The organism is Arthrobacter sp. E1SS-5, assembly GCF_057073715.1.
In genome coordinates, this window is record NZ_CP172703.1 from 2,596,751 (window position 1) to 2,622,376 (window position 25,626).

Here is a 25,626-nt window from a genome sequence, read left to right on the forward strand (position 1 = left end):
CATCCGCCCGGGCAGACGTGGACAATGACGGACGGATGTGCAAAAGGTATTGGCCGGTCTGCCGGCTACGGTCCTGAATCAGGACTTAGCCATTGTAAGCAGACCGGCCAATCATATGTGGCTCCGCCTTGACGTGCCCTTGCGGAGGAGCGGTTACGGCGTTTCGGCCGGTGTGTCGCGCTAGTCTTCCAGGTCCACTTCCCGGACCATCTCGGCGCCGATGCCGGCCTTTATGGCGTCCAGCACCTGCTGGGGAACGGAGCTGTCGATGGTCAGCAGCGCCAGGACCTGGCCGCCCTCGTTGGAGCGCGCCACCTGCATGCCGGCGATGTTGATGTTGTTCATGCCCAGGATGTGGCCAATGGTTCCGATGACACCGGGGCGGTCGGTGTAGGCAACCACCACGAGGTGCTCGCTGATGGGGATCTCAACCTCGAAGCCGTTGATGCCCACCAGCTTCTCGATCTGCTTGGGTCCGGTCAGGGTGCCGGACACGGAGATCTGGCTGCCGTCGCTGAGGGCGCCGCGCAGGGTCAGGACGTTGCGGTAGGACTCGGTCTCCGGGGTGGTGATCAGGCGGACGTTGATGCCGCGCTGCTCGGCGATGACCGGGGCGTTGACGTAGGACACCTGCTCGGTCACGACGTCGGCGAAGATGCCCTTCAGTGCCGCGAGTTCCAGGACCTTGACGTCCAGGGAGGAGATCTCGCCGGCCACTTCGACGTCGAACTGCGTCAGGGAGGCGTGGGTCAGCGCGGTGAAGATGCGGCCCAGCTTCTCGATCAGCGGGATGCCCGGGCGGACGTCGGGTGCAATGACGCCGCCGGCAACGTTGACGGCGTCCGGCACCAGCTCGCCGGCGAGGGCCAGGCGGACCGACTTGGCAACGGAGACGCCGGCCTTTTCCTGGGCCTCGTCCGTGGAGGCGCCCAGGTGCGGGGTGACCACCACGTTGTCGAGCTTGAAGAACGGCAGGTCGGTGCTGGGCTCCTTGGCGAAGACGTCAACGCCGGCACCGGCTATCTCGCCGTCCTGCAGGGCGGTGAAGAGGGCTTCCTCGTCCACCAGGCCGCCGCGGGCCACGTTCACCACGTAGGCGGTCTTTTTCATCTTCTTGAAGGCGTCGGCGCCCAGCATGCCCACCGTCTCGGGTGTCTTGGGCATGTGGATGGTGATGAAGTCGGACTGGGACAGCAGCTCGTCCAGGGTTACCAGCTGAACGCCCAGCTGCGCGGCGCGGGCCGAGGTGATGTAGGGATCGTAGGCCAGGATCTTGGTGTCGAAACCCTTGAGCCGGGCTGCCACCAGGGCGCCGATGCGGCCCAGGCCGATGATGCCGATCTTCTTTTCAAACAGCTCGATGCCGGTGTACTTGGAGCGCTTCCATTCGCCGTCCTTGAGGGCGGCGCTGGCCTGCGGGATGTGCCGGGCCAGGCTGAGGATGTGGCCTACGGTGAGCTCGGCGGCGGAAACGATGTTGGAGGTCGGCGCGTTGACCACCATTACGCCGGCCTGGGTGGCGGCCTTGATGTCCACGTTGTCCAGGCCCACGCCGGCACGGGCGATGACCTTGAGGTTCTTGGCCGCGGCGATGGCTTCGGCGTCCACCTGGGTGGCGGAGCGGACCAGGATGGCGTCTACGTCACTGATCGCCGAGAGCAGCTGGGAACGGTCGGCGCCGTCGGTCTGGCGGATTTCGAAGTCCGGGCCGAGGGCCTCGACGGTGGCGGGGGAAAGTTCTTCGGCGAGCAGTACTACGGGTTTTGACACGGCTGATCCTCTGCGTTGCAGTCCTGGGGATGGAAACAAGTCTAGGCCGACGGAAAGGCCGGGCTCACATTGTTAAGTGTGAGCCCGGCCTCACCGGTGCGGTCTGTGTGGTTGCTCCGCAGCCTTAGCGGGCTGCGGAGCCTTCCACGTAGTCCACGTCCTGCTGCTGCCAGGAGAACAGGGCGCGCAGCTCGCGGCCCACGGCCTCGATGGGGTGCTGCTCGGCTTTGGCGCGCAGTTCCTTGAACTCCACGGCGCCGTTGTCCTGGTCCTCGATGAAGCGCTTGGCGAACGCGCCGGACTGGATGTCGGCCAGGACGGCCTTCATGTTTTCCTTCACCTCGGGGGTGATCACGCGGGGACCGGAGACGTAGTCGCCGTACTCAGCGGTATCGGAGACGCTCCAGCGCTGCTTGGCGATGCCGCCTTCCCACATGAGGTCGACGATGAGCTTGAGCTCGTGCAGCACCTCGAAGTAGGCGATCTGCGGCTGGTAGCCGGCCTCGGTGAGGGTTTCGAAGCCGTACTGGATCAGCTGGGACACGCCGCCGCACAGGACGGACTGCTCACCGAAGAGGTCGGTTTCGGTTTCTTCGGTGAAGGTGGTCTTGATGACGCCGGCGCGGGTGCCGCCGATGGCCTTGGCGTAGGACTTGGCCAGCTCCCATGCGTTGCCGGATGCGTCCTGCTCGACGGCGATGATGTCCGGGATGCCGCGGCCGGCCTCGAACTCGCGGCGAACGGTGTGGCCCGGAGCCTTCGGGGCCACCAGGATGACGTCAACGCCTTCCGGCGCCTGGATGTAGCCGAAGCGGATGTTGAAGCCGTGCGCGAAGGCCAGGGCCTTGCCGGGCTTCAGCTTGTCCTTGATGGAGTCGTTGTAGATCGTGCGCTGGTGCTGGTCCGGCGCCAGGATCATGATGACGTCGGCCCATTCGGCGGCGTCGGCAACGTTCTTGACCTGGAAGCCGGCGTCCTCGGCCTTGGCGGTGGACTTGGAGCCTTCCTTCAGGGCGATGACGACCTCGACGCCGGAATCGCGCAGGTTCAGCGCGTGGGCGTGGCCCTGGGAACCGTAGCCAACGATCGCAACCTTGCGGCCCTGGATGATCGAGAGATCGGCGTCGTCGTCGTAGAACATTTCAGTCACTTGCGTAACTCCTCTTGAGTGGTTTTCTAGATAGTGGTCTTGCGGTGCTGCGGTTACGGGCGCGGATGCCGCCGTGGGCTTGACGCCTAGGCGGAGCGGAGCGCCCGGTCACTCATGGAGCGGGATCCCCGTCCAACGGCCAGGGTGCCGGACTGCACAATTTCGCGGATGCCGAAGGGCTCCAGCACTGAAAGCAGGGCTGTGAGCTTTTCGGGATGGCCGGTGGCCTCAATGACGACGGAGTCGGTGGACACGTCAACCACTGAGGCGCGGAACAGGTCTGCGGCCTGGGTTACCTGCAGGCGTGTTGCGGCATCCGCACGTACTTTGACCAGGATGTGGTCGCGCTGTACGGAAGATTCGGGGGTGAGCTCAACGATCTTGATGACGTTGACCAGCTTGTTCAGCTGCTTGGTGACCTGCTCGATGAGGTCGCCGTCGGCGTCGACCACCACCGTCATGCGGGAAACGCCCGGCACTTCGGTGGGGCCAACGGCCAGGGAGTTGATGTTGAAGGCGCGGCGGGCGAAGAGGCTGGCCACGCGGGTCAGGACGCCGGGCTTGTCCTCAACCAGGACGGAAAGTGTGTGGCGGGTCATGCTCAGTCTTCCTCTTCCCATTCCGGGGTCATGTTGCGGGCAACCTGGATCTGGTCGTTGCTCACGCCGGCGGGCACCATCGGCCACACCATGGAGTTGGGGCTCACCACGAAGTCGATGACCACGGGACGGTCATTGATCTCGAGGGCCTTCTGGATGGTGGCATCGATGTCCTCTTCGCGTTCAACGCGGAAGGATGCGCAGCCGTAGGCCTCCCCCAGCTTGACGAAGTCCGGGATGCGGACGGTGTCGTGGCCGGTGTTGAGGTCGGTGTTGGAGTAGCGGCCCTCGTAGAAGAGGGTCTGCCACTGCCGCACCATGCCCAGCGAGGAGTTGTTGATGACAGCAACCTTGATGGGGATGTTGTTGATGGCGCAGGTGGCCAGCTCCTGGTTGGTCATCTGGAAGCAGCCGTCGCCGTCGATGGCCCAGACCACGCGGTCCGGCTCACCCACCTTGGCGCCCATGGCCGCCGGGACGGCATAGCCCATGGTGCCGGCGCCGCCGGAGTTCAACCAGGCGTGCGGGCGCTCGTACTTGATGAACTGCGCGGCCCACATCTGGTGCTGGCCCACGCCCGCCACGTACACGCCTTCGGGACCGGTCAGCTCGCCGATCCGCTTGATGACCTTCTGCGGGGCGATGAGGCCGTCGTCCGGTTCGGTCCAGCCCAGCGGGTAGGTGTCCTTGAGGTTGTTAAGGAATGCCCACCAGGTGGTGAGGTCCGGGGTGCCGGAAGCCTCGAACTGGCTCCGGACGGCCTCGGTCAGCTCCGGGATGATCTCCTTGACGGACCCGACGATGGGCACGTCCGCGGTGCGGTTCTTGGAGATCTCCGCGGGGTCGATGTCCGCGTGGATGACCTTGGCGTTGGGTGCGAAGGTCTTCAGCACGCCGGTAACGCGGTCGTCGAAGCGGGCCCCGAGGGTGATCAGCAGGTCGGACTGCTGCAGGGCGGTGACGGCGGAAACGCTGCCGTGCATGCCGGGCATGCCCACGTGCTGCGGGTGCGAATCCGGGAACGCGCCCTTGGCCATCAGGGTGGTCACCACGGGCGCGCCGGTTGCTTCGGCAAGGGCGAAGAGTTCGGCCGAGGCGTGGGCCTTGACCACGCCGCCGCCCACGTACAGGACAGGCTTGGTGGAGGCCGCAATGAGCTTCGCAGCCTCCCGCACCTGCTTGTTGTGGCCGCGGGTGACCGGACGGTAGCCAGGCAGGTCGATCTTCGGCGGCCAGGAGAAGGTCATCTGGCCCACCTGGGCATCCTTTGCCACGTCCACGAGCACGGGGCCGGGACGGCCGGTGGAGGCCAGGTGGAAGGCCTCGGCCATCACGTGCGGGATGTCATTGGGGTCGGTCACCAGGAAGGAGTGCTTGGTGATGGGCATCGTAATGCCCACAATGTCTGCTTCCTGGAACGCGTCGGTGCCGATGACGCCGCTGGATACCTGGCCGGTGATGGCCACCAGGGGCACGGAGTCCATATGGGCATCCATGATGGCGGTAACGAGGTTGGTGGCCCCGGGGCCGGAGGTGGCGATGCACACGCCCACCCGCCCGGTGACCATGGCGTAGCCTTGCGCGGCGTGGCCGGCTCCCTGTTCGTGACGGACCAGCACGTGGTTCATGGTGGAGGCCATCAGGGGGTCGTAGGTGGGCAGGATCGCGCCACCAGGCAAACCGAAAATGTCGTCGACGCCGAGTTCTTCGAGCGAGCGGACGATTGCTTGCGAGCCGGTCATCACCGTCGGGGGTACGACGTTGTTCGGCCCAAGGACAGGAGAGACGGCAGCAAGGTCGCCGACGACGGCGGCATGATCAGCCGTCCGGTCGGCGCGTTCCGGAGCCTTGGCGGCTCCAGCGGACTTGGTGGCCATCAGCGAGGGGCTGATGGGCGATCCTTTGCTCATCGGACTCTTCCTTGTGGATCTTCTCTGGTTTTGGAACTGGTTATAACGGTGGGAATAAAAAAACCCCTCGGCCTGGCGGCTTTTGAGGGGTTTGCGCGTGACGGTTCGTTACCAGGGGGCTAATGTGCCACGCGCTTGGTAAGGACGACGACGGTGCCGGCGGTAACGAAAGTCATGCGTTCAGTTTTCCCTCTTGGCAAGATGGGTGTCAACGAGCAACAACCCTATCTCACCATGTGGACCCCGTTGTCCACCAACTGATCCCATCAGCATGGAATCTTTTCCTCAGCGGCCCACCCTAGCCCGGAAGGGCTTAATAAGGTTGACGCCGAGGGGCCCCTTTGGTGCGGCGCTCAGCGCCGCACCAAAGGGGAAGGCGTCAGCCGGTGTAAGCCCCGGTTGACGCGCTGTGGACCAGCTTGGCGTACTTGGCGAGCACGCCCTTGGTGTACCTGGCCGGCAGCGGCTCCCAGCCAACCTTGCGGGCCTCGAGTTCCGCTTCGTCCACCAGCAAGTCGAAGGTGCGTGCGGCGATGTCCACCCGGATCCTGTCTCCGTCCTTCACAAAGGCGATGGGGCCGCCGTCGACCGCTTCCGGCGCAACATGCCCGATGCACAGGCCGGTGGTGCCGCCGGAGAACCGCCCGTCGGTGAGGAGCAGGACGTCCTTGCCCAGGCCGGCACCCTTGATGGCGCCGGTGATCGCAAGCATTTCGCGCATGCCCGGCCCGCCTTTGGGGCCCTCATAGCGGATCACCACAACGTCGCCGGCGTGGATCTGGCCGTTGTCCAGCGCGTCCAGGGCGCCCTGTTCGCGCTCGAAGACGCGGGCTGTTCCCTCGAAGACGTCGGCGTCGAACCCGGCACTCTTGACCACGGCGCCTTCGGGGGCCATCGATCCGTGCAGGATGGTGATGCCGCCGGTTTTGTGGATGGGGTTGTCCAGGGCGCGCAGGATCTTCCCGTCGACGTCCGGCGGGTTGATCGCGGCGAGGTTTTCCGCGACGGTCTTGCCCGTGACGGTGAGGCAGTCGCCGTGCAGCAGGCCGGCGTCGAGCAGTGCCTTCATAATTACCGGCACGCCGCCGATCCTGTCGACATCAGTCATGACGTAGCGGCCGAACGGCTTGAGGTCGCCCAGGTGCGGAATCCTGTCGCCGATGCGGTTGAAGTCGTCGAGGGTCAGTTCAACCTCGGCTTCGCGGGCGATGGCCAGCAGGTGCAGGACGGCGTTCGTGGAGCCGCCGAACGCCATGGTGACGGCGATGGCGTTCTCAAAGGCCTCCCGGGTCATGATGTCGCGTGCCGTGATGCCCAGGCGCAGCAGGTTGACCACCGCTTCGCCGGACTTGCGCGCGAATTCATCACGACGGCGGTCTGCCGAGGGAGGGGCGGCGGAGCCGGGGAGGGACATGCCCAGGGCCTCGCCGATGCAGGCCATCGTGTTGGCCGTGTACATTCCGCCGCAAGCGCCTTCGCCCGGGCAGATGGCCTTCTCGATGCGGGTCAGGTCTTCCATGCTCATCTTGCCTGCCGCGCAGGCGCCGACGGCCTCGAAGGCGTCGATAAGGGTGACTTCCTTTTCGGAGCCGTCCTCAAGCTTGACCCAGCCGGGCATGATGGACCCCGCGTAGAGGAAGACGCTGGCAAGGTCCAGCCGGGCGGCCGCCATGAGCATGCCGGGCAGGGACTTGTCGCAGCCTGCCAGCAGGACGGAACCGTCAATCCGCTCGGCCTGCATCACGGTCTCGACGGAGTCTGCAATGACTTCACGGGAGACCAGGGAGAAGTGCATGCCTTCGTGGCCCATGGAGATGCCGTCGGACACCGAGATGGTGCCGAACTGCATGGGGAAGCCGCCGCCGGCGTGGACGCCTTCCTTGGCGCCCTGGGCCAGCCGGTTAAGCGAAAGGTTGCAGGGGGTGATCTCATTCCACGAGCTCGCCACGCCCACCTGGGGCTTTGCGAAGTCGTCATCACCCATGCCGACGGCCCGGAACATGCCCCGCGCTGGGGCTGCATGGATCCCGTCGGTGACGACGCGGCTGCGGGGCTTGATGTCAGGCTTGGTATCGGCTGCGATCCGGCTGTCACTCATAGGGGAAAGTCTAGGGCTCGGGCAGTGGCGGAGACGACAGCCATCGGCACATTTGGGCGAAAATGCGGCTGATCCTTGTTCAATTGCTGGACGCGCGTCTCAGAATTCGAGACAGACCGGATCCACGTCCGCCCGGGAGCCTGCCGGTGGTGGGCAACCCCGGGGCATGCACCCCGTGCGCGCGGCGTCTCTGGACAGCGGTGGTGACCCGACGTAGCGTCGGGGCAGGACACCCATCCACACCTTGGACCGAAGGGCTTGCCATGGACATTATTTTCTGGATCATCCTCGTCGTCATCATCGCCGCCATCATCCTGTGGCTGCTCAACCGCAAGAGAACAGCCAACCCTCCCGGCGGACCGTCGGCCGGAACCGGGACCGGCGGCGCGCGCACCGACGGGGCCCTCGAGGGCGGCAGCGCTGCAGCGTCCGCCCAGGCCGCTGGAACCACCGGCATCCCCACAGCAGCTGGATTCGGCCGGCCGGCTGAACCGGCAGCGCCCTCCACGGCCGAGGAGCCGGCGGACTCCGCGGCCACCTCCGGCAGCGGGGAGCGGGAAGAACGACGGCGCCAGGACGAGGCCGCCGACCAGGCAGAGTGGGAAACCCAGTGGTCCGAAGCCGGCGCCGGATCCCGGTCCGGTTCCTCCGCTACAAGCGGGACGGCAACGCCGCCGGCGCCTTCGGCGGGTGCCGCCTCCCCGGAGACCGCCGCGCAGCAAGGTGCAGCGGCGGAAGCTCCCGCAGGCCAGCCCTCCCCCACCACGGGCCGTCCGCTGCACCATGACGAATACACGGCACCCCACGCCCCGACGCTTCCGGGTGCCGAAACGGCCGCAGTGGAAAGCTCAGACGAGGCCGGCACCCCAGCAGCCGGGACGGCCGGCGGGCAGGCGCCCCAGCACCGGGCAGACAATCCCGGTTCTGCGAGCGCCCAGGGCGGGGCTTCACAGCCCGTTTCCTCCGGCACGGCCCCGGCCGGCGCCGATGCGGCCCATGGTGACGCCGCAGCGCTCCATGGAGACGCCGGTGCCGCTGAAACGCTGGAACGGGCACAGTCTTCCGCGCTGGTTGAGAACGGGGCGGACCACCGCCAGCCATCCGGCCCGGACGCAGAATTCACCCAGGGCCCGAGCGGTGCTCCGGGGCAGGCCTCCGCCGTCCCCGAACCTTCCGGACATCTCGCAGCAAACGAGCCTTACGGTGCCGGCTCCGCAGCGCCGGGACCCGACGGGAGCGGGCCCGAAGACTACACGGTCAAGGGTGACGCTGCCGCGATGGTCTACTACGAAGAAGGACACCCGGACTATGAGCAGACCAAAGCGGAAGTGTGGTTTGAATCCGCTGCGCACGCAGAGGCCGCGGGTTTCCGCGCACCGCGGCGCAGGCGGCTCTAGCAGGACAAAGGCCCGTCGCTTTGCGGCGGGCCTTTCTTGCCTGGCCGTATGCCTTGCAGTGGCCGCCTGTACGGGACCTCCCCCGCCGGCACCCGCCACAAGCCCTGACGGTACCAGCACCCCGGCGGAAAGCGCCGTTGCTGTCCCCACTCGAACTGGTACCCCTATTCCTGCGCCCGCAGTCCAGGAGCGCTTGGAGTTGCAGTTGGACACTCCCTGGGCCGCAGTCTTCCTCCCCGACGGCACGGCCATCATCTCCGAGCGCGGCACCGCACTGCTGAAAGCCGTCCGGGACAGGAAGGCCACTACCCTCGGGAAGGTCCCTGGCGTGGTACCCGGCGGCGAAGGCGGCCTGCTGGGCCTGGCCCTCTCACCGCACTTTGACTCGGACCGCTACCTGTACGCCTACCTGACCAGCCAGGAAGACAACCGGATTGTCCGGCTTGCCCTCGACAGCACTCCCGACGGCTCCCTGACGCTCGGCCAGCCCCAAGCCGTGTTCTCGGGCATACCCAAAGCCAACACGCACAACGGCGGCAGGATCCGGTTTGGTCCTGACGGGTTCCTCTATGTAGGCACCGGCGACGCCCAGCGCCGCGACCAGCCCCAGGACCGCAACGCGCTGGGCGGCAAGATACTCCGGCTCACCCCTGATGGCAGCCCGGCACCGGGGAATCCCTTCGGCAATGCCGTGTACAGCCTGGGCCACCGCAACGTACAGGGCCTGGCCTGGGACAACACCGGCAGGCTGTGGGCCACCGAGTTCGGACCCGATGTGGACGACGAACTGAACCTGATCCTGCCGGGTGCCAACTACGGCTGGCCCGAAGTCACCGGGGCACCGCACCGCTCCGGCTTCCAGGACGCAAAGGTCGTATGGCCCTCCACCAGCGAAGCATCCCCCAGCGGGTTGGAAATCGTGGGCGGCATTGCCTACTTGGGGGCACTCCGCGGCGAAAGGCTATGGCTGGTCCCACTGTCCGGAACGGAAGCAGGAGTACCTGTGGCCTATTTCACAGGACAGTATGGGCGGATCCGGGACGTGATCAGGACTCCCGCAGGCGGCTTTTGGATGCTGACGAACGGTGAAAACCCTGATTTTGCGCTGGTTTTGCGGCCTTCCCCGTGACACAGAGACTGCTGGCGGCGCCGATTTCACTTGCACCAAAAGTTCGTGTAGAGTTTCATGTCGTTGCGGAGATCAACGGGAAAGAAAAAGCCCGGGGATGGAAGCAAAAAGATGCACCTCTAGCTCAATTGGCAGAGCAATTGACTCTTAATCAATGGGTTCCGGGTTCAAGTCCCGGGGGGTGCACCACTGGGAAAACAACCCCGGTTTGTGGAAACACAAACCGGGGTTGTTCTGTTTTCCCCTTACTTCATCAAGCGCTCCCCCTCGGCCCCCGGGTGCACCCCGATCATCGATTGCTGAGTAATTGCCGTTTTCGTCACTCAAAACGACAGGTGGGCCCACGCCGGCAGGGTTCCCTGGCCGAGCTTGCGAGGCCAGGGGGCCGGTGGGGAGCAATCGATGGTTGGGGGCGGAGAGGGTACGACGGCGGGTAGCGGCCGGGCGCAAAAAGAGCAGCCCCGGCGGCGGGCGGCGGCCGGGGGCGGAGAGGGTACGACGGCGGGCGGCGGCCGGGGGCGGAGAGGTACGACGGCGGGCGGCGGCCGGGCACAAAAAAGCGCGGCCCGGCCATACAAGACCAGGTCCGCGCTTATGCAGTCGGTGCCATAGGCGGCTACTTGGCCACGTTATCCATGAGGGCTCCGGCGTTGCTGGGTGTGGTGGCAAACTGGCTGGCGAGCTCACGCACAACGGCTTTGAGTTCCTGGCGCAGCAGTTCGGGGTCGATCGACGCTGACGCCAGCACCGAACGCTCCATCTCCACCGCCTGGGCAACGGCTTCCTTGCCCTGCTCGGTCAGCGACACCACATGGCTCCTGCGGTCAGAGGTGCTGCGTACCCGGGCGATGTGGCCGTGGGCCTCAAGCCGGCTGAGCGTCTTGCCCATGGTCTGGGCCTGGACGCGGACGTACTGAGCGAGTTGGGCCTGGGTCATGGGTCCTTGCGCGGCAAGGACTTCGATGGCGATAACACCGGCGTGGGTGAGTCCGATGGCGCCAAGTTTTTCGTTCCATGAGTGTTCAACGAGGCGCGCAGCAGTGGACAGAAGGCGCCCTGTGGGCCAGTGATCCATATCAGGCATAGCAGCAAGTATAACCAAGTGCCGATTAGCACTCGCTCCACGTGCTTATTAGGCTGTTGTGTCCCGCCCGCAACAAGGAGAAAAACAATGGCTGAAAGACTCGTTACCGGCGACAATGCACCCGCTTTCACCCTGCAGGATTCAACCGGCAAGGACGTCAGCCTGGCTCCCCGGCCCGGGCGCTCCACGATCGTCTACTTCTACCCGGCCGCCTCCACCCCCGGCTGCACCAAGGAGGCCTGCGATTTTCGCGACAGCCTGGCTTCCCTCCAGGCGGCAGGCTTCGATGTCCTGGGCATCTCGCCGGACCCCGTCGAAAAACTCGCCAAGTTCGCTGACAAAGAGTCCCTGACGTTCCCGCTGCTCTCCGACGCGGACCACGCGGTGGCCGAGGCATACGGCGCCTGGGGCGAGAAGAAGAACTACGGCAAAACCTACGAGGGCCTGATCCGGTCCACCATCGTGGTGGATCCGGACGGCAAGGTGGCACTGGCCCAGTACAACGTGCGTGCCACGGGACACGTTGCCAAGCTGAGGCGGGACCTCAACCTGGACGCCTGACCCGGCCGCGGCTGCCCGGCCCACCGCCGGGGCGACGCTACAATGGAACCTGTCATCCGCCGTCGTACTTTCAACGCGCCGGATGACGCGCGCGAGTGGTGAAATTGGCAGACACGCAGGATTTAGGTTCCTGTGCCTTCGGGCGTGGGGGTTCAAGTCCCCCCTTGCGCACCTGGCGATTCCCCCGGCTCCGGCCGGGGGATTCGTGCGTTAAGCAGTCCCCGGCCCGGTGCCGGTTCCTGCTTCAATTCGAAAAACTCCAAAGATCCACCCATCCGCCGCTGCCCACCGGCCGAATAGCCATTGAGACACCAGCCAAGGGCAGGTGCTTACCGCAAGGCAGACCGCACGCCGACGGCACAACGTCCGACGGCGGCAGGCAAACGATCCAAGGAGAACTGAAATGCAGACCTTCAAGCGCACCACTTTCACCGTCGCAGGCGTTGCAGCGGCCGCTCTGCTCAGCCTCACCGCATGCGGCGGCTCGGGCAGCACATCGGGATCCTCGGCGTCGTCCGCGCCGATGGCATCGTCGCCCAGCTCCAGCATGGCGTCCCCGTCCAGCTCCGCCATGGCGTCTCCGTCCGCCAGCTCCTCGGCCGGCATGATGGACCCCGCCGCCAACCTCGTTGGGCCGGGTTGCGCCGCCTATGCCAAGCAGGTTCCCACCGGTGCAGGCTCGGTGGAGGGCATGGCCCTTGACCCGGTGGCCGTGGCAGCGTCCAACAACCCCATCCTGACCACGCTGACCGCTGCCGTCTCCGGCAAGCTAAACCCGAAGGTCAACCTGGTGGACACCCTCAACGGAGGCGAATTCACCGTCTTCGCCCCGGTTGACGACGCCTTCAAGAAGATCGACCCCGCCACCATCGAGACCCTGAAGACGGACGATGCCCTCCTGAGCAAGATCCTGACCTACCACGTAGTCCCCGGCCAGATCACCCCTGACAAGATCGCCGGCACCCACGCCACGGTCGAGGGTGGTTCCGTGACCGTGACAGGCAGCGGCGACAACCTCAAGGTGGACAACGCCAACGTGGTTTGCGGCGGTGTCAAGACCAAGAACGCAACGGTGTACCTGATCGATTCGGTCCTCATGCCCAAGTAAGCCCTCCCGTAAGGCCCCCCAACAAAAGGCCGGGTCCGCTGGCGCCAGCGGGCCCGGCCTTGGCGCGCCGGGCGGCGTTCCGGGTCCAACTCCGATTCCTGTCCCCTAGACTGGATCCCGGCCCGCAAGCGGCGGAACCGGCAGCATCCAGAGGTGATAAACGAGTGCCCAGCAGTACTTCGCGGCGTACGGTCATCAAGGCCGGCGCCGTCCTCATGGCGCTGGGCGTGACATCGTGCACAGGCATGCCGTCCCCTTCCCCCACCTCCGGTACGCCCAGCACCACCCCGGCGGAGCCTGCGGCCACCTTCAACTTCGGTACGGCCGCCCAGCCCCTGGGCCTGGACCCGGCGCTGTCCAACGACGTGGAGTCGCAGCGCATCACCCGGCAGATCCTCGAAGGCCTGGTGGGCGTGGACCAGACCACCGGCAAGCCCACCCCGCTGCTGGCCACCGAGTGGAATGAGTCCAACGACGGCCGCACCTATACGTTCAAGCTCCGCACGGGAGTCACCTTCCAGGACGGCACGCCCTTCAACGCCGACGCCGTCTGCACCAACTTCAACCGCTGGTTCAATTTCCCCGTGGCACTGCGGAAGCAGGCACCGGGAAGCTCCTTCAAGGGCGTGTTCAAGGCATACTCGGACGAGCCCGGCCTCTCCATCTTCAAAAGCTGTACGGCGCCGGCACCCGATACCGTGCAGATCGACCTTACCCAGCGCTTCACCGCGTTCCTCCAGGCGCTGACCCTGCCCGCCTTTGCCATCGCGTCCCCTGCGGCCCTCGCGTCCGGGAAAGCCGACATCCTGGACCAGAACCGGGGCGGCCAGGCCATGTCTGCGTTCGCGACAAACCCGGTGGGAACGGGCCCCTTCACCCTCGCCGCCTGGGGCACTGACAATGTGACGTTGTCCAGCAACCGGAACTACTGGGGCGACCGGGGCCAGATCGCCACCATCAACTTCATGGCCTACAACCACCCGCAGACCCGCCTCCAGGCACTGCTGGACGGCACGATCGACGGCTACGACGCCGTGACAGTGGGCAACTTCGACCAACTGGTGAAGCGCGGCAAGCAGATTGTCCAGCGCGATCCGTTCTCCGTGATGTACGTGGGCATGAACCAGGACGTCCCGGTTCTCCAAAACCAGAAGATCCGGCAGGCGGTGGAGCTGGCCATCGACAAGGAAACGTTGATCCGGAAGTTCTTCATCGACAACACCGCCAAGGCCACGCAGTTCGTGCCGCCCAAGATCAGTGGCTTCAACAACGATGCGCCGGAGCTGGGGCACGACCCGGCGAAGGCCAAGGACTACCTGAAGGAGGGTGGCTACGCCGGCGAGGAACTGAAGTTCTATTACCCCCTGAACGTCACCCGGCCCTACCTGCCCACGCCGGAGAAGGTGTACGCCGAACTCAGCCGCCAGCTCACCGCCGTCGGCTTCAACATCAAGCCTGTCCCGGTGGACTGGTCCGACGGGTACCTGCAGAAAGTCCAGTCCGCCGGCGACCACGCGCTCCACATCCTCGGCTGGAACGGCTCCTACTCTGACGCTGACAACTTCGTGGGCCCGCTCTTCGGGGAGAAAAACGGCGAGTTCGGGTACCAGGATCCGCAGGTCTTTTCGAAGATCAACCGGGCCCGTGGACTGCCCGACGGCAAGGAGCGGGATGACCTTTATCACACCATCAATGCCCAGATAGCCGCGACGGTGCCGGCCGTTCCCGTCGCCTTCCCCATTTCCGCGCTTGCCCTCTCGGACCGGGTGCAGAGTTACCCGGCATCCCCGGTCTTAAATGAAGTTTTTACGAAGGTCCAGCTGAAGTCTTGACGGACCGGCCCAATTTCAGTATGTGGCCCGCGCGGGGATATTCTGTGACAGCCAGAGCCGCTGCAATCGGAGACTGATCGTGACCTTCATTTCCAAGACCCCACACGCCGACGTTGTCCTGATAGGCGGCGGCATAATGAGCGCCACGCTGGGGGCATTCCTCAAGCAGCTGGAGCCGGACTGGACCATCTCCCTGTTCGAACGGCTGGACCAGCCGGGGCTCGAGAGCTCAGATCCCTGGAACAACGCAGGAACGGGCCACGCCGCCCTCTGCGAGCTCAACTACTCCCCCGCAGCCAAGGACGGCTCGGTCAACCCCGCCAAGGCACTGCTCATCAACGAACAGTTCCAGCTGTCCCGCCAGTTCTGGTCCCACCTGGTGGACAACAGCCTCATTGGGTCACCCAAGGGCTTCATCAACACGGTTCCGCACATGAGCTTCGTGATCGGCGAGGACCACAGCCGGTTCCTGAAGACCCGCTACGAGGCACTGAAGCCGCACACCCTGTTCCGGAGCATGGAGTTCTCCGAGGACCACGCGCAGATCGCCAAGTGGGCCCCGCTCATCGTCAAGGGCCGCGACCCGCAGCAGAAGATCGCCGCCACCCGCGCCGCCGAGGGCACCGACGTGGACTTCGGCGCGCTGACCCGTGAGCTGACCACCTACCTGGGGAACAACGGCGTCGAAATCAACTACGGCCATGACGTCACCGGCATCACCCGCGCGTCCGACGGCGGCTGGGACCTGACGCTGAAGTACCCCAAGTCCGGGGAACACGGCAAAATCCACGCGAAGTTCGTTTTCGTCGGCGCCGGCGGCGGTGCCCTGCACCTGCTCCAGGCCTCCGGCATTCCGGAGAGCAAGGGCTACGGCGGGTTCCCGGTCTCCGGCCAGTTCTTCCGCTGCACCGATGAAACCATCGCCGCCCAGCACAGCGCCAAGGTGTACGGCCAGGCCTCGGTGGGCGCTCCCCCCATGTCCGTCCCGCACCTGGATACCCGCTACGTCAACGGCAAGCGCTCCCTCCTGTTCGGACCGTACGCGGGCTTCTCCACCAACTTCCTCAAGAACGGCTCCTACCTGGACCTGCCCCTGTCCATCCGCCCGGGCAACATCATCCCGATGCTCGCCGTGGCCAAGGACAACATGGACCTCACCGCCTACCTGGTGAAGGAAGTGGTCAAGAAGCACGACCAGAAGGTCGAAGCACTGCGCGAGTACTACCCGGAGGCAAAGGGCGGGGACTGGGAACTCATCACGGCCGGCCAGCGTGTACAGATCATCAAGAAAGACCCGCAAAAGGGCGGCATCCTTCAGTTCGGAACCGAAGTGATCGCCGGCCGCGACGGCTCCATCGGTGCGCTCCTGGGCGCTTCGCCCGGAGCCTCGACCGCTGTCCCCATCATGATCGAGCTGCTGCAGAAGACGTTCCCGAAGAATTTCAAGGGCTGGCAGTCCAAGCTTAAGGACATGATGCCCGGCTACGGGGTGAAGCTGGATGAAAATCCGGACCTCGCCGCGGAGCTGGAACGGGCCACGGCCAAGTCCCTCCAGCTGGAGAGCGTTTCCGCCAGCCACTGACCCTGCCGGGGCCAGCGGCTGGCACCCCCAGGGCATGTACCAGTCACTTAAACCCCCAGGAGACCACCCATGTTCCGGCTGGCGCACCTTTCCCTGGCGAACCGGGCCCTGATCGCGCTGATCACGGTCTTCGCCTCGGTCTTTGGCGTGATCACGATGTCATCGCTGAAACAGGAGCTCATTCCTTCCATTGAGTTCCCGCAGATCACGGTGCTCAGCTCCATGCCGGGCGCGTCGCCGGAAGTGGTGGACAAGCAGGTCAGCGGTCCGCTCGAGAAGGCGCTGAACGGCGTGGAGGGGCTGGAATCCACCTCCTCCACGTCGCGCACCGGCGTCTCCCAGATCACCATGGTGTTCACCTACGGATCGAACCTGGACCGGGCCCGGAACCAAATCGACCGGGCCATCTCCAACGCCAAGCGGACCCTGCCCAGCGACGTCCAGCCGCAGGCCATCGCCGGCAGCATCAGCGACTTCCCCATCGTCTTCCTGGCAGTATCCTCGGACAGGCCGCTCAGCGACCTGAACGCGGACCTGCAGCGCCTCAGCGTGCCCCGGCTGCAGAAGATCGACGGCGTCCGCAGCGCTGACGTGACCGGCGGCGCCACCCAGCACATCGAGATCCTCCCCCGGGCTGACGCGATGGCCGCGGCGGGAACGGGCCTCACCGCCATCCGGGACGCCCTGTCCAACAACGGCGCGCTGGTTCCTGCGGGCACCCTCGAGGACCAGGGAAAGACCCTGTCACTGCAGATCGGCAGCCCGGTGGATTCCCTGGATGCCATCAAGGCGCTGCCGTTGGCCGGCGCAAAAAACGCGGCCACCATCGGCTCTGTGGCCGATGTGTCGATCAAGGATGACGAACGCACCTCCATCACCCGCACGAACGGGGCAGAGACCCTTGCCGTCTCCGTCACCAAGAAGCCCGAGGGCGACACGGTGGCGATTTCGCACGCGGTGCGGGACTCCCTGAATGAGCTCGAAGCGGAACTGGGTTCAAACGCCAAGTTCACCCCCGTCTTCGACCAGGCACCCTTCATCGAAAAGTCCATCAAGGACCTCACCACCGAAGGCCTGCTGGGGCTGGGGTTCGCCGTCGCCGTCATCCTCCTGTTCCTCATGTCCGCCCGGTCCACCCTGGTCACCGCGGTGTCCATACCGTTGTCCCTGCTGATCACCTTCATTGGGCTGTCGGGCACCGGCTACTCTTTGAACATCCTGACGCTCGGCGCGCTCACCATCGCGATCGGCCGGGTGGTGGACGACTCGATCGTGGTCATCGAAAACATCAAACGGCACCTGAGCTACGGCGAGGAAAAGTCGACGGCGATCCTCACCGCCATCCGGGAAGTGGCCGGCGCCATCACGGCGTCCACCCTGACCACGGTGGCGGTGTTCCTGCCCATCGCCTTCGTCGGCGAGCTTGCCGGTGAGCTGTTCCGGCCGTTTGCCCTGACGGTGACCATGGCACTGCTGGCCTCGCTGCTGGTTTCCCTCACCATCGTTCCGGTGCTCGCCTACTGGTTCCTCAAAAACCCCAAGGCCCGGGCTGCAGCCCCCGCAGGTTCCGCCGAAGCGCGGCGGATGGCCGAAGAGGCGAAGGCGAAAGCCCACGACGCCGAACAGCGCAGCCGCCTGCAGCGCGGCTACCTCCCCATCCTTCGGTCAACCCAGAGGCACCCGGTAATCACGCTGGTGGCCGCTGTCCTGGTGCTCGGTGCCACCGGAGCCATGACGCCGCTGCTGGCCACGAACCTGCTGGGCAATTCCGGGCAGAACAGCCTGACGGTCCGCCAGGTGCTGCCTGCCGGCACCAGCCTCGCTGACACGAGTGCTGCAGCCATCCGCCTCGAGGAGGTACTGCGCGGCATCGACGGCATCAAGGACGTACAGGTGACCTCGGGCAACGCCCAGGCCGGCTTCGCCGCCCTCACCTCCACCGGATCCTCCAACTCCACCTTCACAGTGGTCACGGATGAAAAGGCCGACCAGGAACGGCTCCAGGACACCGTGCGTTCGGAGCTTGCCAAGGTGCCCGACGCCGGCAAGGTTTCCGTAGGCACCCAGCAGGGCGGCTTCGGCACCTCCTCCACCGTGGACATCACCCTGAAGGCAGCCACCAGCGCCGACCTGAAGTCCGCCAGCGACACCATGGTCTCGGCCATGACCGGCGTGCCCGGCACCAGCGAGGTGGAAAGCAACCTGGCCGCCAGCAACCCGGTTGTGCAGGTCAAGGTGGACCGGGCCAAAGCCACAGCCGCCGGACTGAACGAGGAACAGGTGGCCGGGGTCCTTGCATCCACCATCAGCCCCATCCCCGCCGGCACCGTGCGGATCGACACCAACGACTTCCCCGTCCGGATCGGCCAGGGCACCAAGTTCACCAGCATCGACGCCGTCCGGAACATCCCGCTGCCTGCCGGCGGCCGGCCGGTGACGCTGGGCAGCATCGCCTCCGTGGAGCAGGTGGACGTCCCCGTCTCCATCACCGCCAGCAACGGTGAGCGCACCGCCAAAGTGTCAATCACGCCGTCGGGCTCCAACCTGGGTGCGGTGAACAGCGAAGTCCAGAAGCGGCTGGCCGACGTCCAGCTGCCGCCGGGGGTCACCGCCACGATCGGCGGCGCCACCACCCAGCAGGCCGAATCCTTCCGCCAGCTGGGCCTGGCCCTGCTGGCGGCCATCGCCATTGTGTATGTGATCATGGTGGCCACCTTCAAGTCCCTCGTCCAGCCCCTGATCCTGCTGGTCTCGGTTCCGTTCGCGGCCACCGGTGCCGTGGCCCTGCTGCTGCTCACCGGAGTGCCCCTGGGACTGCCGTCGCTCATCGGCATGCTGATGCTGGTGGGCATCGTGGTCACCAACGCGATCGTGCTGATCGACCTGATCAACCAGTACCGGCAGCCGCGCGACGGCCGTCCCGGCATGAACGTGGCGGATGCCATCACCAACGGCGCACGCCAGCGCCTGCGGCCCATCCTGATGACGGCGCTGGCTACCGTGTTCGCCCTGACCCCCATGGCGCTGGGCCTCACCGGCGGCGGCGGCTTCATCTCGCAGCCGCTGGCCGTGGTGGTGATCGGCGGCCTGGTGTCCTCCACGGCCCTGACCCTGATCCTGGTCCCCGTGCTGTACCGGCTGGTGGAGGGGCGGCGCGAGAAGAAGGCACTGCTGAAGGACCTGCGGGCCAGCCCGGAGCCCGGCGTGAAGACAGGGCCGGGGTCCGACGTCGACGCGGAGTTCCGGGACTGGACCACCGGCCAGGTTCCCAAGGTCAGCGGCCGCCGCGCGGCCCCCGGCGCCGAATAGCGCACGCCGCTCACGGCGATGCCCGTACCGCCCCGCGGTGCGGGCATCGCCGTTTAACGCACCGTCCCGCGTTGGACGAATGCGGGAATAACCACGGCTGCCCGGTGTTACAGAAGGCGATAGATGCAAATGCATCTAAATTGGTCTAGAATGGGACCAAGCCCAGCAAGCCCAGGAACGGAAAGGCACGCCATGCAAATCGGTGTTTTCAGCGTCAGCGACATCACCACGGACCCCACCACGGGCCGCACCCCCACCGAGCACGAACGCATTAAGGCCTCGGTGGCCATCGCCAAGAAGGTCGAGGAAATCGGCATGGATGTTTACGCCCTGGGCGAGCACCACAACCGGCCCTTTTTCTCCTCCTCCCCTACCACCACCCTGGCCTACATCGCAGCCCAGACCGAACGGATCATCCTTTCCACGGCCACCACGCTGATCACCACGAATGACCCCGTAAAGATCGCCGAGGACTTCGCCATGCTGCAGCACCTTGCGGACGGACGGGTGGACCTGGTCCTGGGCCGCGGCAATACGGCCCCGGTGTATCCCTGGTTCGGCAAGAACATCCAGGACGGCGTGGAGCTGGCCATCGAGAACTACAGTCTCCTGCGCAGGCTCTGGGATGAGGACACCGTGAACTGGTCCGGCAAGTTCCGCACCCCGCTGCAGAACTTCACCTCCACGCCGCGTCCGCTGGACGGCGTGGCCCCCTTTGTGTGGCACGGCTCCATCCGCACCCCGCAGATCGCCGAGGTCGCGGCCTACTTTGGTGACGGGTTCTTCGCCAACAACATCTTCTGGCCCAAGGAGCACTACCAGCAGCTCATCGGCCTCTACCGTGAACGCTACGAGCACTACGGCCACGGCAAGGCGGACCAGGCCATCGTCGGCCTCGGCGGCCAGTTCTTCATGCGGAAGAACTCCCAGGACGCCGTGAAGGAATTCCGGCCGTACTTCGACAACGCCCCCGTCTACGGCCACGGGCCGTCCCTGGAGGACTTCACTTCGCAGACCCCGCTGACCGTGGGCAGCCCGCAGGAAGTCATCGAAAAGACGCTGACCTTCCGCGAGTACTTCGGCGACTACCAGCGCCAGCTCTTCCTGATCGACCATGCCGGGCTGCCGTTGAAGACCGTGCTGGAGCAGCTGGACCTGTTCGGCGAGGAAGTCCTGCCCGTCCTGCGCAAGGAATACGCGGCCCTCAAGCCCGCGCACGTCCCGGAACCGCCAACCCACGCCGGACGCGTGGCAACCCTGCTGGCATCGCAGGACGCCGCAGAAGCCACTTCGGAGGCGTAATGGCTGCGGGGGGATCCGAATCGCCGGTGCGGCTGGCGGCCGAAACGTGGGAATCGCTGTTCCGGGCGCAGGTTGCCGTGATGCGGAAGCTGCAGTCCGGGCCGGCATTCCGGAAGCTGGCACTCAATGAGTACGACGTCCTGTTCACGCTGTCCCGCTGCCCGTCAGGCTGGCTGCGGCTGAACGAGCTCAACGACAATGTCCTGTTGAGCCAGTCCAGCCTCAGCAGGCTGGTGGAGCGGCTCGAAAAGCGGGGGCTGGTGGCCCGGATGCCGGCGCCGGAGGACGGCCGTGGCGTTCTGTTGAAGCTGACGGACGAAGGGCGCGAGCTGCAGAAGGAGATTGGCCGGGAGCACGTGCGGGACATCTCGGCGCTGGTGGGTCCCGCGCTGACAGCCGCCGAGCAGAAGGAACTGATGCGGCTTACGGACAAACTGCGGAACTCGCTGGGCCCCCTGCCGCGGAAACGCTAGCCGAGTTGCACCAGCTGTGCAGGATCCTCAGCCGGCAGGTCCCCGTTGACCACCGCGGTGACGCGCAGCTGGTTCAGCACCAGGCTTCCGCCCACCGTGGACAGGAAGGCAGTATCCGACGAGTCGCGGCCGGCGGTAATGCGCAGCATCGACTCCCGCGGGGCCAGCCCCGTGGGGTCGATGATGTGCCAGGCGCCTTCCACGTAGGCTTCCGCCACGGCATGGAAGTCCATGGGGTTCAGGCCGGGGGCATAAACCGCGGCAAGGCGGGCGGGGATGTCCTTGGAGCGGAGCAGCGCGATGGCCAGGTGGGCGAAGTCGCGGCAGACGCCGCGCCGGCTGAGCAGGGTTTCCACCGCGCCGTCGGTGCCGCGGGAGGAGCCGCTGATGTACCGCAGTTCACCGTTAACCCAGTCGCGGACGGCGTGGACCAGGTCCGCCCCCTGGACCCCTTCGAACTCCGCGTACGACGTGGGCAGCAGCCGGTCCGACTCGGCATAGCGGCTGGGCCGCACGTAGCGGATCCGGTCTGCCAGGCTGGCCTCCTCCGGCAGGCCCCGGCCGGTCACCGTGGCGGAGTATTCCACCGTGACCTCGGTGGGCTCGGGGAACTCCATGTAGTGGAACCGGCCGCCGTGGTGGTCCGAAACATCCGTGAGCGGAACGTCGGCTCCGCCGGCGGTCACGGACAGGCTTTCGTCGAAGGACGAGTAGCCGCTGTTCCTCGCTACGGCGATGGCCATGGCCACCTTGGTGTTGGCGATGGTCCTGAAAACCAGGCGTGCGGAAACAGAGCGTTCCATGTCTCTCCGGGGGTGTTGGGGGCGGACGGAAAGTCGCGTGCCCCGGCACCTGGTGAGTGCGGGAAGCGGGACTAGTTTTTGACCTTCAGCGACATTAGCATCCGCTGCACGTTGGCGAAGTCACTGCTGTCGTTGACGTACTGCGCTGCCTGGCCCAGGGTGTCAAAGGCCTTCGCCGGAGCCACCTTCTGGTCCGGGGCGAAGGCTGTGAGCGCCACCAGGTCGCCGAAGGAGTAGTCCCCCTTGCCGGCGGGGCCGCGTACCACGTTCCGCAGCTCGCACGCCTTGCCGTCCGCGCCGCCCACCAGGTTGGTGATGCCGTAGGAGCCGAAGTAGCGGTAGCCCTGGATCACCCGGTAGACCATCCGGGGCGGGATGGTTCCTTCCCCGCCCTGCGCGGCGGGTTCGATGGGTACGCTGCTGATCACGGTGTACGGGTGCTTTGCGCTGTCCGGGCAGTCAGCGGACGACGGCGGGAGTCCCGTCCTGAGCGCGGCAACGAAGGTACCGTCGGGCTTCTTCACGTCAACCTTCAGTCCGCCGGGAAGGACGCCTTCCTCCGTTGGCACGGACTGGGCGATCCAGTCCGCCGGCAGGTCGAAGCTGACCGTCTTTGCGGAGTCCGAGAACGTCTTCCAGGCAGCGGCAGTGGCCGCGCCCTGCGGTCCGGCCGGCGTTGCGGAGGTGGCTCCAGGGCTGCTGCCGGTTGCACCCGGGGTGGCTCCCTGCGCGGGGCTGCCAGACGTTGCCACCCCGTTCGCAGCCGTTCCGGAGGGTGCCGGCTGCGCCGTCCAGCCGGAGCTTCCGGACGGTGTTCCGGAGCAGGCCGCCAGCAGGAATGCGGCAGCAACAAGGGATGCTCCGGAAAAAAGGGGGGATGCTGCCTTGCCTGTCATGGAAGCAAGCCTAGCGGCGCTCCGTCCGCTACCCTGCGCGCACGCGGGGGTGTTTTTCGCATCACTGCGGGCCCTTCCGCGGGCCAAACAACCAGCTGCCAGCCGGGGCACCTGCCCGGCGTGCCGCCGTCGGACATTTACCATCCCGGGCTGGGACTAGGCTGGAAGCTATGGCGGAAGAGCAGAACGGCGCAGCCGAAGAGAACCCCGCGGACAACTCCGCCCTGAACATGTCCGCCGTGGATGTTGCCGACTGGCGGCTGCGGACCTTCGCTCTGTACGACGCTGTCCGCCGGATCTCTGCGGAGAGCCCGTCCGAGGCGCACTCGTACTGGCGCCACCAGCGCGACCTGATGTTCGCCACCCATCCCGCGTCCGCGCTGACCGCAGCGGACAAGGCGCGCTTCTCCGGCCTGAAGACCGCCGACTACGATCCCATCTACCGTTTCCACGTCCCGCTGACAAAGGAGGGCGCCGGCCGGGAGATGAGCGTGGACACCGGAACCGACGGCGTGGTCCACTTTGTCCGGCTGGGCACCTTTGATCTTCCCGAAATGGGCCAGCTGGGGGTGTGGAAGATCCACGGCTACGGCGGCGGGATCTTCGTCCCGTTCCGGGACGCGACGGCCGGCCAGCCGGGTGGAAGCTACGGGGCGGGCCGCTACCTGCTGGACACCATCAAGGGTGCCTTCCACGGTGTGAACGGCAGCGGTCCCGGCGCCACGTTCGTCCTGGACTTCAATTTCGCCTACAACCCGTCCTGCGCCTACAACGAAGCGTGGGCCTGCCCCCTGCCCGGGCCGTCCAACCGGCTGGCTGTGGACATCCCCGTCGGCGAGCTGTACTGACCCGTGGCGGGTCGTGGCAACGCTTCCGAGTGCGCACCCTGGCTCTTCCCTGTCCGCGGCACTGACAATATTGCCGGTGCCGCCGCGTGAGGGAGGAAACGTCAGCCCTGGCAGGGCCGGAGACCGCCACCCGGCGCTTTCCCGCCACCAGGCACCACCGCGGAGTCCTGCGCTTTCCCGTCGTCCGGCAGCTGATCCGCTTCTCCGGCGTCGGCGTCATCTGCACGGCGGCGTCCCTGGGCATCTATGCGCTGCTGCGGCCCTGGCTTGGCGCCCAGCTGGCCAACGCGGTGGCACTGGTCCTCACGTCCCTGTTGAACACGGCGCTGAACCGGCGGCTGACCTTCAAGATCGCCGGGCAGCAGCGCCGCACACGCGACCACCTCAACGGCCTGGTGGTGATCGGTGTGGCCCTGGTGATCACCGGCAGCAGCCTGGGTGTGCTGCACTGGTTCAACCCGGCCGCCACGGTAGGGGACGAACTCGTCGCCACCACGCTGTCCGGCTTCCTGGCCACCGCAGTGCGGTTCAGCATGCTGCGGCACTGGATCTTCCGCCGGGCACGGCACCGCTGAACAACGGCATCGCTGATTCTAGGGCAGGGACTGTCAGTGCCGCTGGCCCGCGCCCAGGTTTTTGACGCTGCCCACCGCCGCTTGTACGGCGGCTGAGGCCGCCGCCAGGTCCTCCTGCGTCACTGAAGCGTCGAAACTGAACCGGACAGCGGTCTGGGCCACCTCGGCGGGAATCCCCATGGCCGTGAGCACGGGCGACGGCGCATCGGAGCCGGCAGCGCACGCCGAGCCGCTGGAGCAGACCACGCCGCGCCGTTCCAGTTCCAGGAGGACGGACTCGCCGCTGGTGCCGGGAAAGCAGAACGAGGCCACCGACGGGAGGCGTTCGGAGGGGTGGCCGGTAAGGATGGCCTCGGGTACTCCTGCCAGCACGGCGCCGATGAACCGGTCACGCAGTGCTTGCACCCGGGCCTGCTGCTCTGCCTGGCGGTCCTGGGCAAGCCCGAGGGCAGTGGCCAGGCCCACCGCCCCAGCCACGTTTTCGGTCCCGGAACGGCGGCCCCGTTCCTGCCCGCCACCGTGGATGACCGGTTCCAGCCGGACGCGGTTCCGGACGAACAGCGCGCCGCAGCCTTTAGGTGCACCGAGCTTGTGCCCGGAGATGCTCATGGCGTCCACGCCCAGGGACCTTGTGTCCAAAGGCAGCCAGCCGGCGGCCTGGACAGCGTCCGTATGAAACGGGATGCCATGGGCGTGGGCAAGCTCCGCCAGGGCGGGGATGGGCTGGACGGTTCCCACCTCATTGTTGGCGTACATGATGCTCACCAGGGCCGTTTCCGGATGCAGCACGGCTGACAGGGCCTCCGGCGTGACGCGGCCAGCGGCGTCCACCGGCACCACGTCCACGGTAAAGCCGTGAAAGCGTTCCAGGTACCGCGCGGATTCCTCCACTGCCGGATGTTCGACGGCGCTGATCACCACCCGGTCCAGCTGCGGGTTTGCGGCCTGCCGGGCCAGGGCGATTCCCTTGACGGCCAGGTTGTCCGCCTCGGTACCGCCGGAGGTGAAAACCACCTCGCCCTGCCGGCAGCCAAGGACGGCCGCGACTGCAGACCGCGCCCCTGCGAGCGCTGCCGCGGCCGACTCGCCGAGGGTGTGGTGGCTGGACGGGTTGCCGAATCCGCCGGTGAGGTGGGGCCACATGGCGTCCAGCACCTCCCGGCGGACGGGGGTAGTGGCGGCTGCGTCGAGGAAGATCAC

General features: G+C 66.3%; 20 protein-coding genes and 2 tRNA genes. 13 read left to right on the top strand and 9 right to left on the bottom strand.

The window, feature by feature from the left end; genetic code table 11:
- Positions 1–180: 180 nt before the first annotated feature.
- From serA to ilvD, 5 genes are all read right to left on the bottom strand, one after another.
- On the bottom strand, positions 181–1,770 hold the full coding sequence (gene serA / locus ACIGJD_RS12075; protein WP_483686394.1) for a phosphoglycerate dehydrogenase: 1,590 nt from the start codon (positions 1,768–1,770) through the stop codon (positions 181–183).
- 124 nt (positions 1,771–1,894) lie between these two features.
- The gene (gene ilvC, locus ACIGJD_RS12080) at positions 1,895–2,920 is read right to left on the bottom strand and encodes a ketol-acid reductoisomerase (protein WP_483686395.1); all 1,026 of its coding nucleotides are present in this window, start codon (positions 2,918–2,920) and stop codon (positions 1,895–1,897) included.
- Between the two features lie 86 nt (positions 2,921–3,006).
- A complete protein-coding gene (gene ilvN, locus ACIGJD_RS12085) occupies positions 3,007–3,519 on the bottom strand; it encodes an acetolactate synthase small subunit (protein WP_141160110.1) in 513 nt (170 codons plus the stop codon).
- A gap of 2 nt (positions 3,520–3,521) precedes the next feature.
- On the bottom strand, positions 3,522–5,429 hold the full coding sequence (locus ACIGJD_RS12090; protein ID WP_483686396.1) for an acetolactate synthase large subunit: 1,908 nt from the start codon (positions 5,427–5,429) through the stop codon (positions 3,522–3,524).
- Positions 5,430–5,808: 379 nt separating this feature from the next.
- Positions 5,809–7,527 carry a dihydroxy-acid dehydratase gene (ilvD, locus tag ACIGJD_RS12095; RefSeq protein WP_483686397.1) on the bottom strand — a complete coding sequence of 573 codons (1,719 nt, stop codon included), beginning with the start codon at positions 7,525–7,527 and terminating at the stop codon, positions 5,809–5,811.
- A 263-nt stretch (positions 7,528–7,790) separates the two neighbouring features.
- On the opposite strand from ilvD, the gene ACIGJD_RS12100 reads away from it, so the two are divergent.
- The 3 genes from ACIGJD_RS12100 to ACIGJD_RS12110 all read left to right on the top strand — a co-directional run bounded on the left by ACIGJD_RS12100 (position 7,791) and on the right by ACIGJD_RS12110 (position 10,242).
- Positions 7,791–8,924: a sunset domain-containing protein gene (locus tag ACIGJD_RS12100; RefSeq protein ID WP_483686398.1), complete on the top strand. Its 1,134-nt coding sequence runs from the start codon at positions 7,791–7,793 to the stop codon at positions 8,922–8,924.
- Positions 8,836–10,053, top strand: coding sequence for a PQQ-dependent sugar dehydrogenase (locus tag ACIGJD_RS12105; RefSeq protein ID WP_483686399.1), 1,218 nt, complete (start codon positions 8,836–8,838; stop codon positions 10,051–10,053). Before ACIGJD_RS12100 ends, ACIGJD_RS12105 begins: the two co-directional genes overlap by 89 nt.
- Positions 10,054–10,166: 113 nt before the next feature.
- Positions 10,167–10,242, top strand: a tRNA-Lys gene (locus ACIGJD_RS12110).
- Positions 10,243–10,669: 427 nt separating this feature from the next.
- Here ACIGJD_RS12110 and ACIGJD_RS12115 read toward each other — a convergent pair.
- Positions 10,670–11,128 (bottom strand): MarR family winged helix-turn-helix transcriptional regulator, encoded by a 459-nt coding sequence (locus ACIGJD_RS12115; protein ID WP_483689488.1) that lies wholly within the window; start codon positions 11,126–11,128, stop codon positions 10,670–10,672.
- A 96-nt stretch (positions 11,129–11,224) separates the two neighbouring features.
- Here ACIGJD_RS12115 and bcp point away from each other — a divergent pair, with 96 nt between their 5' ends.
- From bcp to ACIGJD_RS12155, 8 genes are all read left to right on the top strand, one after another.
- Entirely contained in the window at positions 11,225–11,698 is a 474-nt protein-coding gene (gene bcp / locus ACIGJD_RS12120; RefSeq protein ID WP_142133484.1) for a thioredoxin-dependent thiol peroxidase, read from the top strand.
- 89 nt (positions 11,699–11,787) lie between these two features.
- Positions 11,788–11,869: transfer RNA gene (locus ACIGJD_RS12125), tRNA-Leu, on the top strand.
- A 232-nt stretch (positions 11,870–12,101) separates the two neighbouring features.
- A complete protein-coding gene (locus ACIGJD_RS12130; RefSeq protein WP_483686400.1) occupies positions 12,102–12,806 on the top strand; it encodes a fasciclin domain-containing protein in 705 nt (234 codons plus the stop codon).
- A gap of 164 nt (positions 12,807–12,970) precedes the next feature.
- A complete protein-coding gene (locus tag ACIGJD_RS12135; RefSeq protein WP_483686401.1) occupies positions 12,971–14,638 on the top strand; it encodes an ABC transporter substrate-binding protein in 1,668 nt (555 codons plus the stop codon).
- Between the two features lie 79 nt (positions 14,639–14,717).
- On the top strand, positions 14,718–16,220 hold the full coding sequence (locus ACIGJD_RS12140) for a malate:quinone oxidoreductase (RefSeq protein WP_483686402.1): 1,503 nt from the start codon (positions 14,718–14,720) through the stop codon (positions 16,218–16,220).
- Positions 16,221–16,289: 69 nt separating this feature from the next.
- Positions 16,290–19,529 carry an efflux RND transporter permease subunit gene (locus ACIGJD_RS12145; RefSeq protein WP_483686403.1) on the top strand — a complete coding sequence of 1,080 codons (3,240 nt, stop codon included), beginning with the start codon at positions 16,290–16,292 and terminating at the stop codon, positions 19,527–19,529.
- 192 nt (positions 19,530–19,721) lie between these two features.
- A complete protein-coding gene (locus ACIGJD_RS12150; RefSeq protein ID WP_483686404.1) occupies positions 19,722–20,831 on the top strand; it encodes an LLM class flavin-dependent oxidoreductase in 1,110 nt (369 codons plus the stop codon).
- Positions 20,831–21,304: a MarR family winged helix-turn-helix transcriptional regulator gene (locus ACIGJD_RS12155; RefSeq protein WP_142133479.1), complete on the top strand. Its 474-nt coding sequence runs from the start codon at positions 20,831–20,833 to the stop codon at positions 21,302–21,304. Before ACIGJD_RS12150 ends, ACIGJD_RS12155 begins: the two co-directional genes overlap by 1 nt.
- On the opposite strand, the gene ACIGJD_RS12160 is transcribed toward ACIGJD_RS12155, so the two are convergent.
- Both ACIGJD_RS12160 and ACIGJD_RS12165 read right to left on the bottom strand, forming a co-directional pair.
- Entirely contained in the window at positions 21,301–22,107 is an 807-nt protein-coding gene (locus ACIGJD_RS12160) for a transglutaminase-like domain-containing protein (protein WP_483686405.1), read from the bottom strand. The two genes, ACIGJD_RS12155 and ACIGJD_RS12160, sit on opposite strands and share 4 nt — an antisense overlap.
- 71 nt (positions 22,108–22,178) lie before the next feature.
- Positions 22,179–23,003: a hypothetical protein gene (locus ACIGJD_RS12165; RefSeq protein ID WP_483686406.1), complete on the bottom strand. Its 825-nt coding sequence runs from the start codon at positions 23,001–23,003 to the stop codon at positions 22,179–22,181.
- Positions 23,004–23,173: 170 nt separating this feature from the next.
- On the opposite strand from ACIGJD_RS12165, the gene ACIGJD_RS12170 reads away from it, so the two are divergent.
- Positions 23,174–23,851 carry a DUF1684 domain-containing protein gene (locus ACIGJD_RS12170; RefSeq protein ID WP_483686407.1) on the top strand — a complete coding sequence of 226 codons (678 nt, stop codon included), beginning with the start codon at positions 23,174–23,176 and terminating at the stop codon, positions 23,849–23,851.
- An 86-nt stretch (positions 23,852–23,937) separates the two neighbouring features.
- Complete coding sequence (locus tag ACIGJD_RS12175; protein ID WP_483686408.1) at positions 23,938–24,426, top strand: GtrA family protein; 489 nt, start codon at positions 23,938–23,940, stop codon at positions 24,424–24,426.
- Between the two features lie 33 nt (positions 24,427–24,459).
- Here the strand turns inward: ACIGJD_RS12175 and ACIGJD_RS12180 are convergent, their stop codons facing one another.
- On the bottom strand, positions 24,460–25,626 hold the full coding sequence (locus ACIGJD_RS12180; RefSeq protein WP_483686409.1) for a cysteine desulfurase family protein: 1,167 nt from the start codon (positions 25,624–25,626) through the stop codon (positions 24,460–24,462).

What these genes read in the sequence shown, in the direction of transcription:
- ilvD (WP_483686397.1), bottom strand. Translation starts at nt 7,527, where the DNA reads ATGAGTGACAGCCGGATCGCAGCCGATACCAAGCCTGACATCAAGCCC.
- ACIGJD_RS12145 (WP_483686403.1), top strand. Translation starts at nt 16,290, where the DNA reads ATGTTCCGGCTGGCGCACCTTTCCCTGGCGAACCGGGCCCTGATCGCG.
- ACIGJD_RS12115 (WP_483689488.1), bottom strand. Translation starts at nt 11,128, where the DNA reads ATGGATCACTGGCCCACAGGGCGCCTTCTGTCCACTGCTGCGCGCCTC.
- ACIGJD_RS12105 (WP_483686399.1), top strand. Translation starts at nt 8,836, where the DNA reads ATGAGCAGACCAAAGCGGAAGTGTGGTTTGAATCCGCTGCGCACGCAG.
- ACIGJD_RS12150 (WP_483686404.1), top strand. Translation starts at nt 19,722, where the DNA reads ATGCAAATCGGTGTTTTCAGCGTCAGCGACATCACCACGGACCCCACC.
- ACIGJD_RS12130 (WP_483686400.1), top strand. Translation starts at nt 12,102, where the DNA reads ATGCAGACCTTCAAGCGCACCACTTTCACCGTCGCAGGCGTTGCAGCG.
- bcp (WP_142133484.1), top strand. Translation starts at nt 11,225, where the DNA reads ATGGCTGAAAGACTCGTTACCGGCGACAATGCACCCGCTTTCACCCTG.
- ACIGJD_RS12170 (WP_483686407.1), top strand. Translation starts at nt 23,174, where the DNA reads ATGGCGGAAGAGCAGAACGGCGCAGCCGAAGAGAACCCCGCGGACAAC.
- ACIGJD_RS12090 (WP_483686396.1), bottom strand. Translation starts at nt 5,429, where the DNA reads ATGAGCAAAGGATCGCCCATCAGCCCCTCGCTGATGGCCACCAAGTCC.
- ACIGJD_RS12165 (WP_483686406.1), bottom strand. Translation starts at nt 23,003, where the DNA reads ATGACAGGCAAGGCAGCATCCCCCCTTTTTTCCGGAGCATCCCTTGTT.
- ACIGJD_RS12100 (WP_483686398.1), top strand. Translation starts at nt 7,791, where the DNA reads ATGGACATTATTTTCTGGATCATCCTCGTCGTCATCATCGCCGCCATC.
- ACIGJD_RS12155 (WP_142133479.1), top strand. Translation starts at nt 20,831, where the DNA reads ATGGCTGCGGGGGGATCCGAATCGCCGGTGCGGCTGGCGGCCGAAACG.
- ilvN (WP_141160110.1), bottom strand. Translation starts at nt 3,519, where the DNA reads ATGACCCGCCACACACTTTCCGTCCTGGTTGAGGACAAGCCCGGCGTC.
- ACIGJD_RS12160 (WP_483686405.1), bottom strand. Translation starts at nt 22,107, where the DNA reads ATGGAACGCTCTGTTTCCGCACGCCTGGTTTTCAGGACCATCGCCAAC.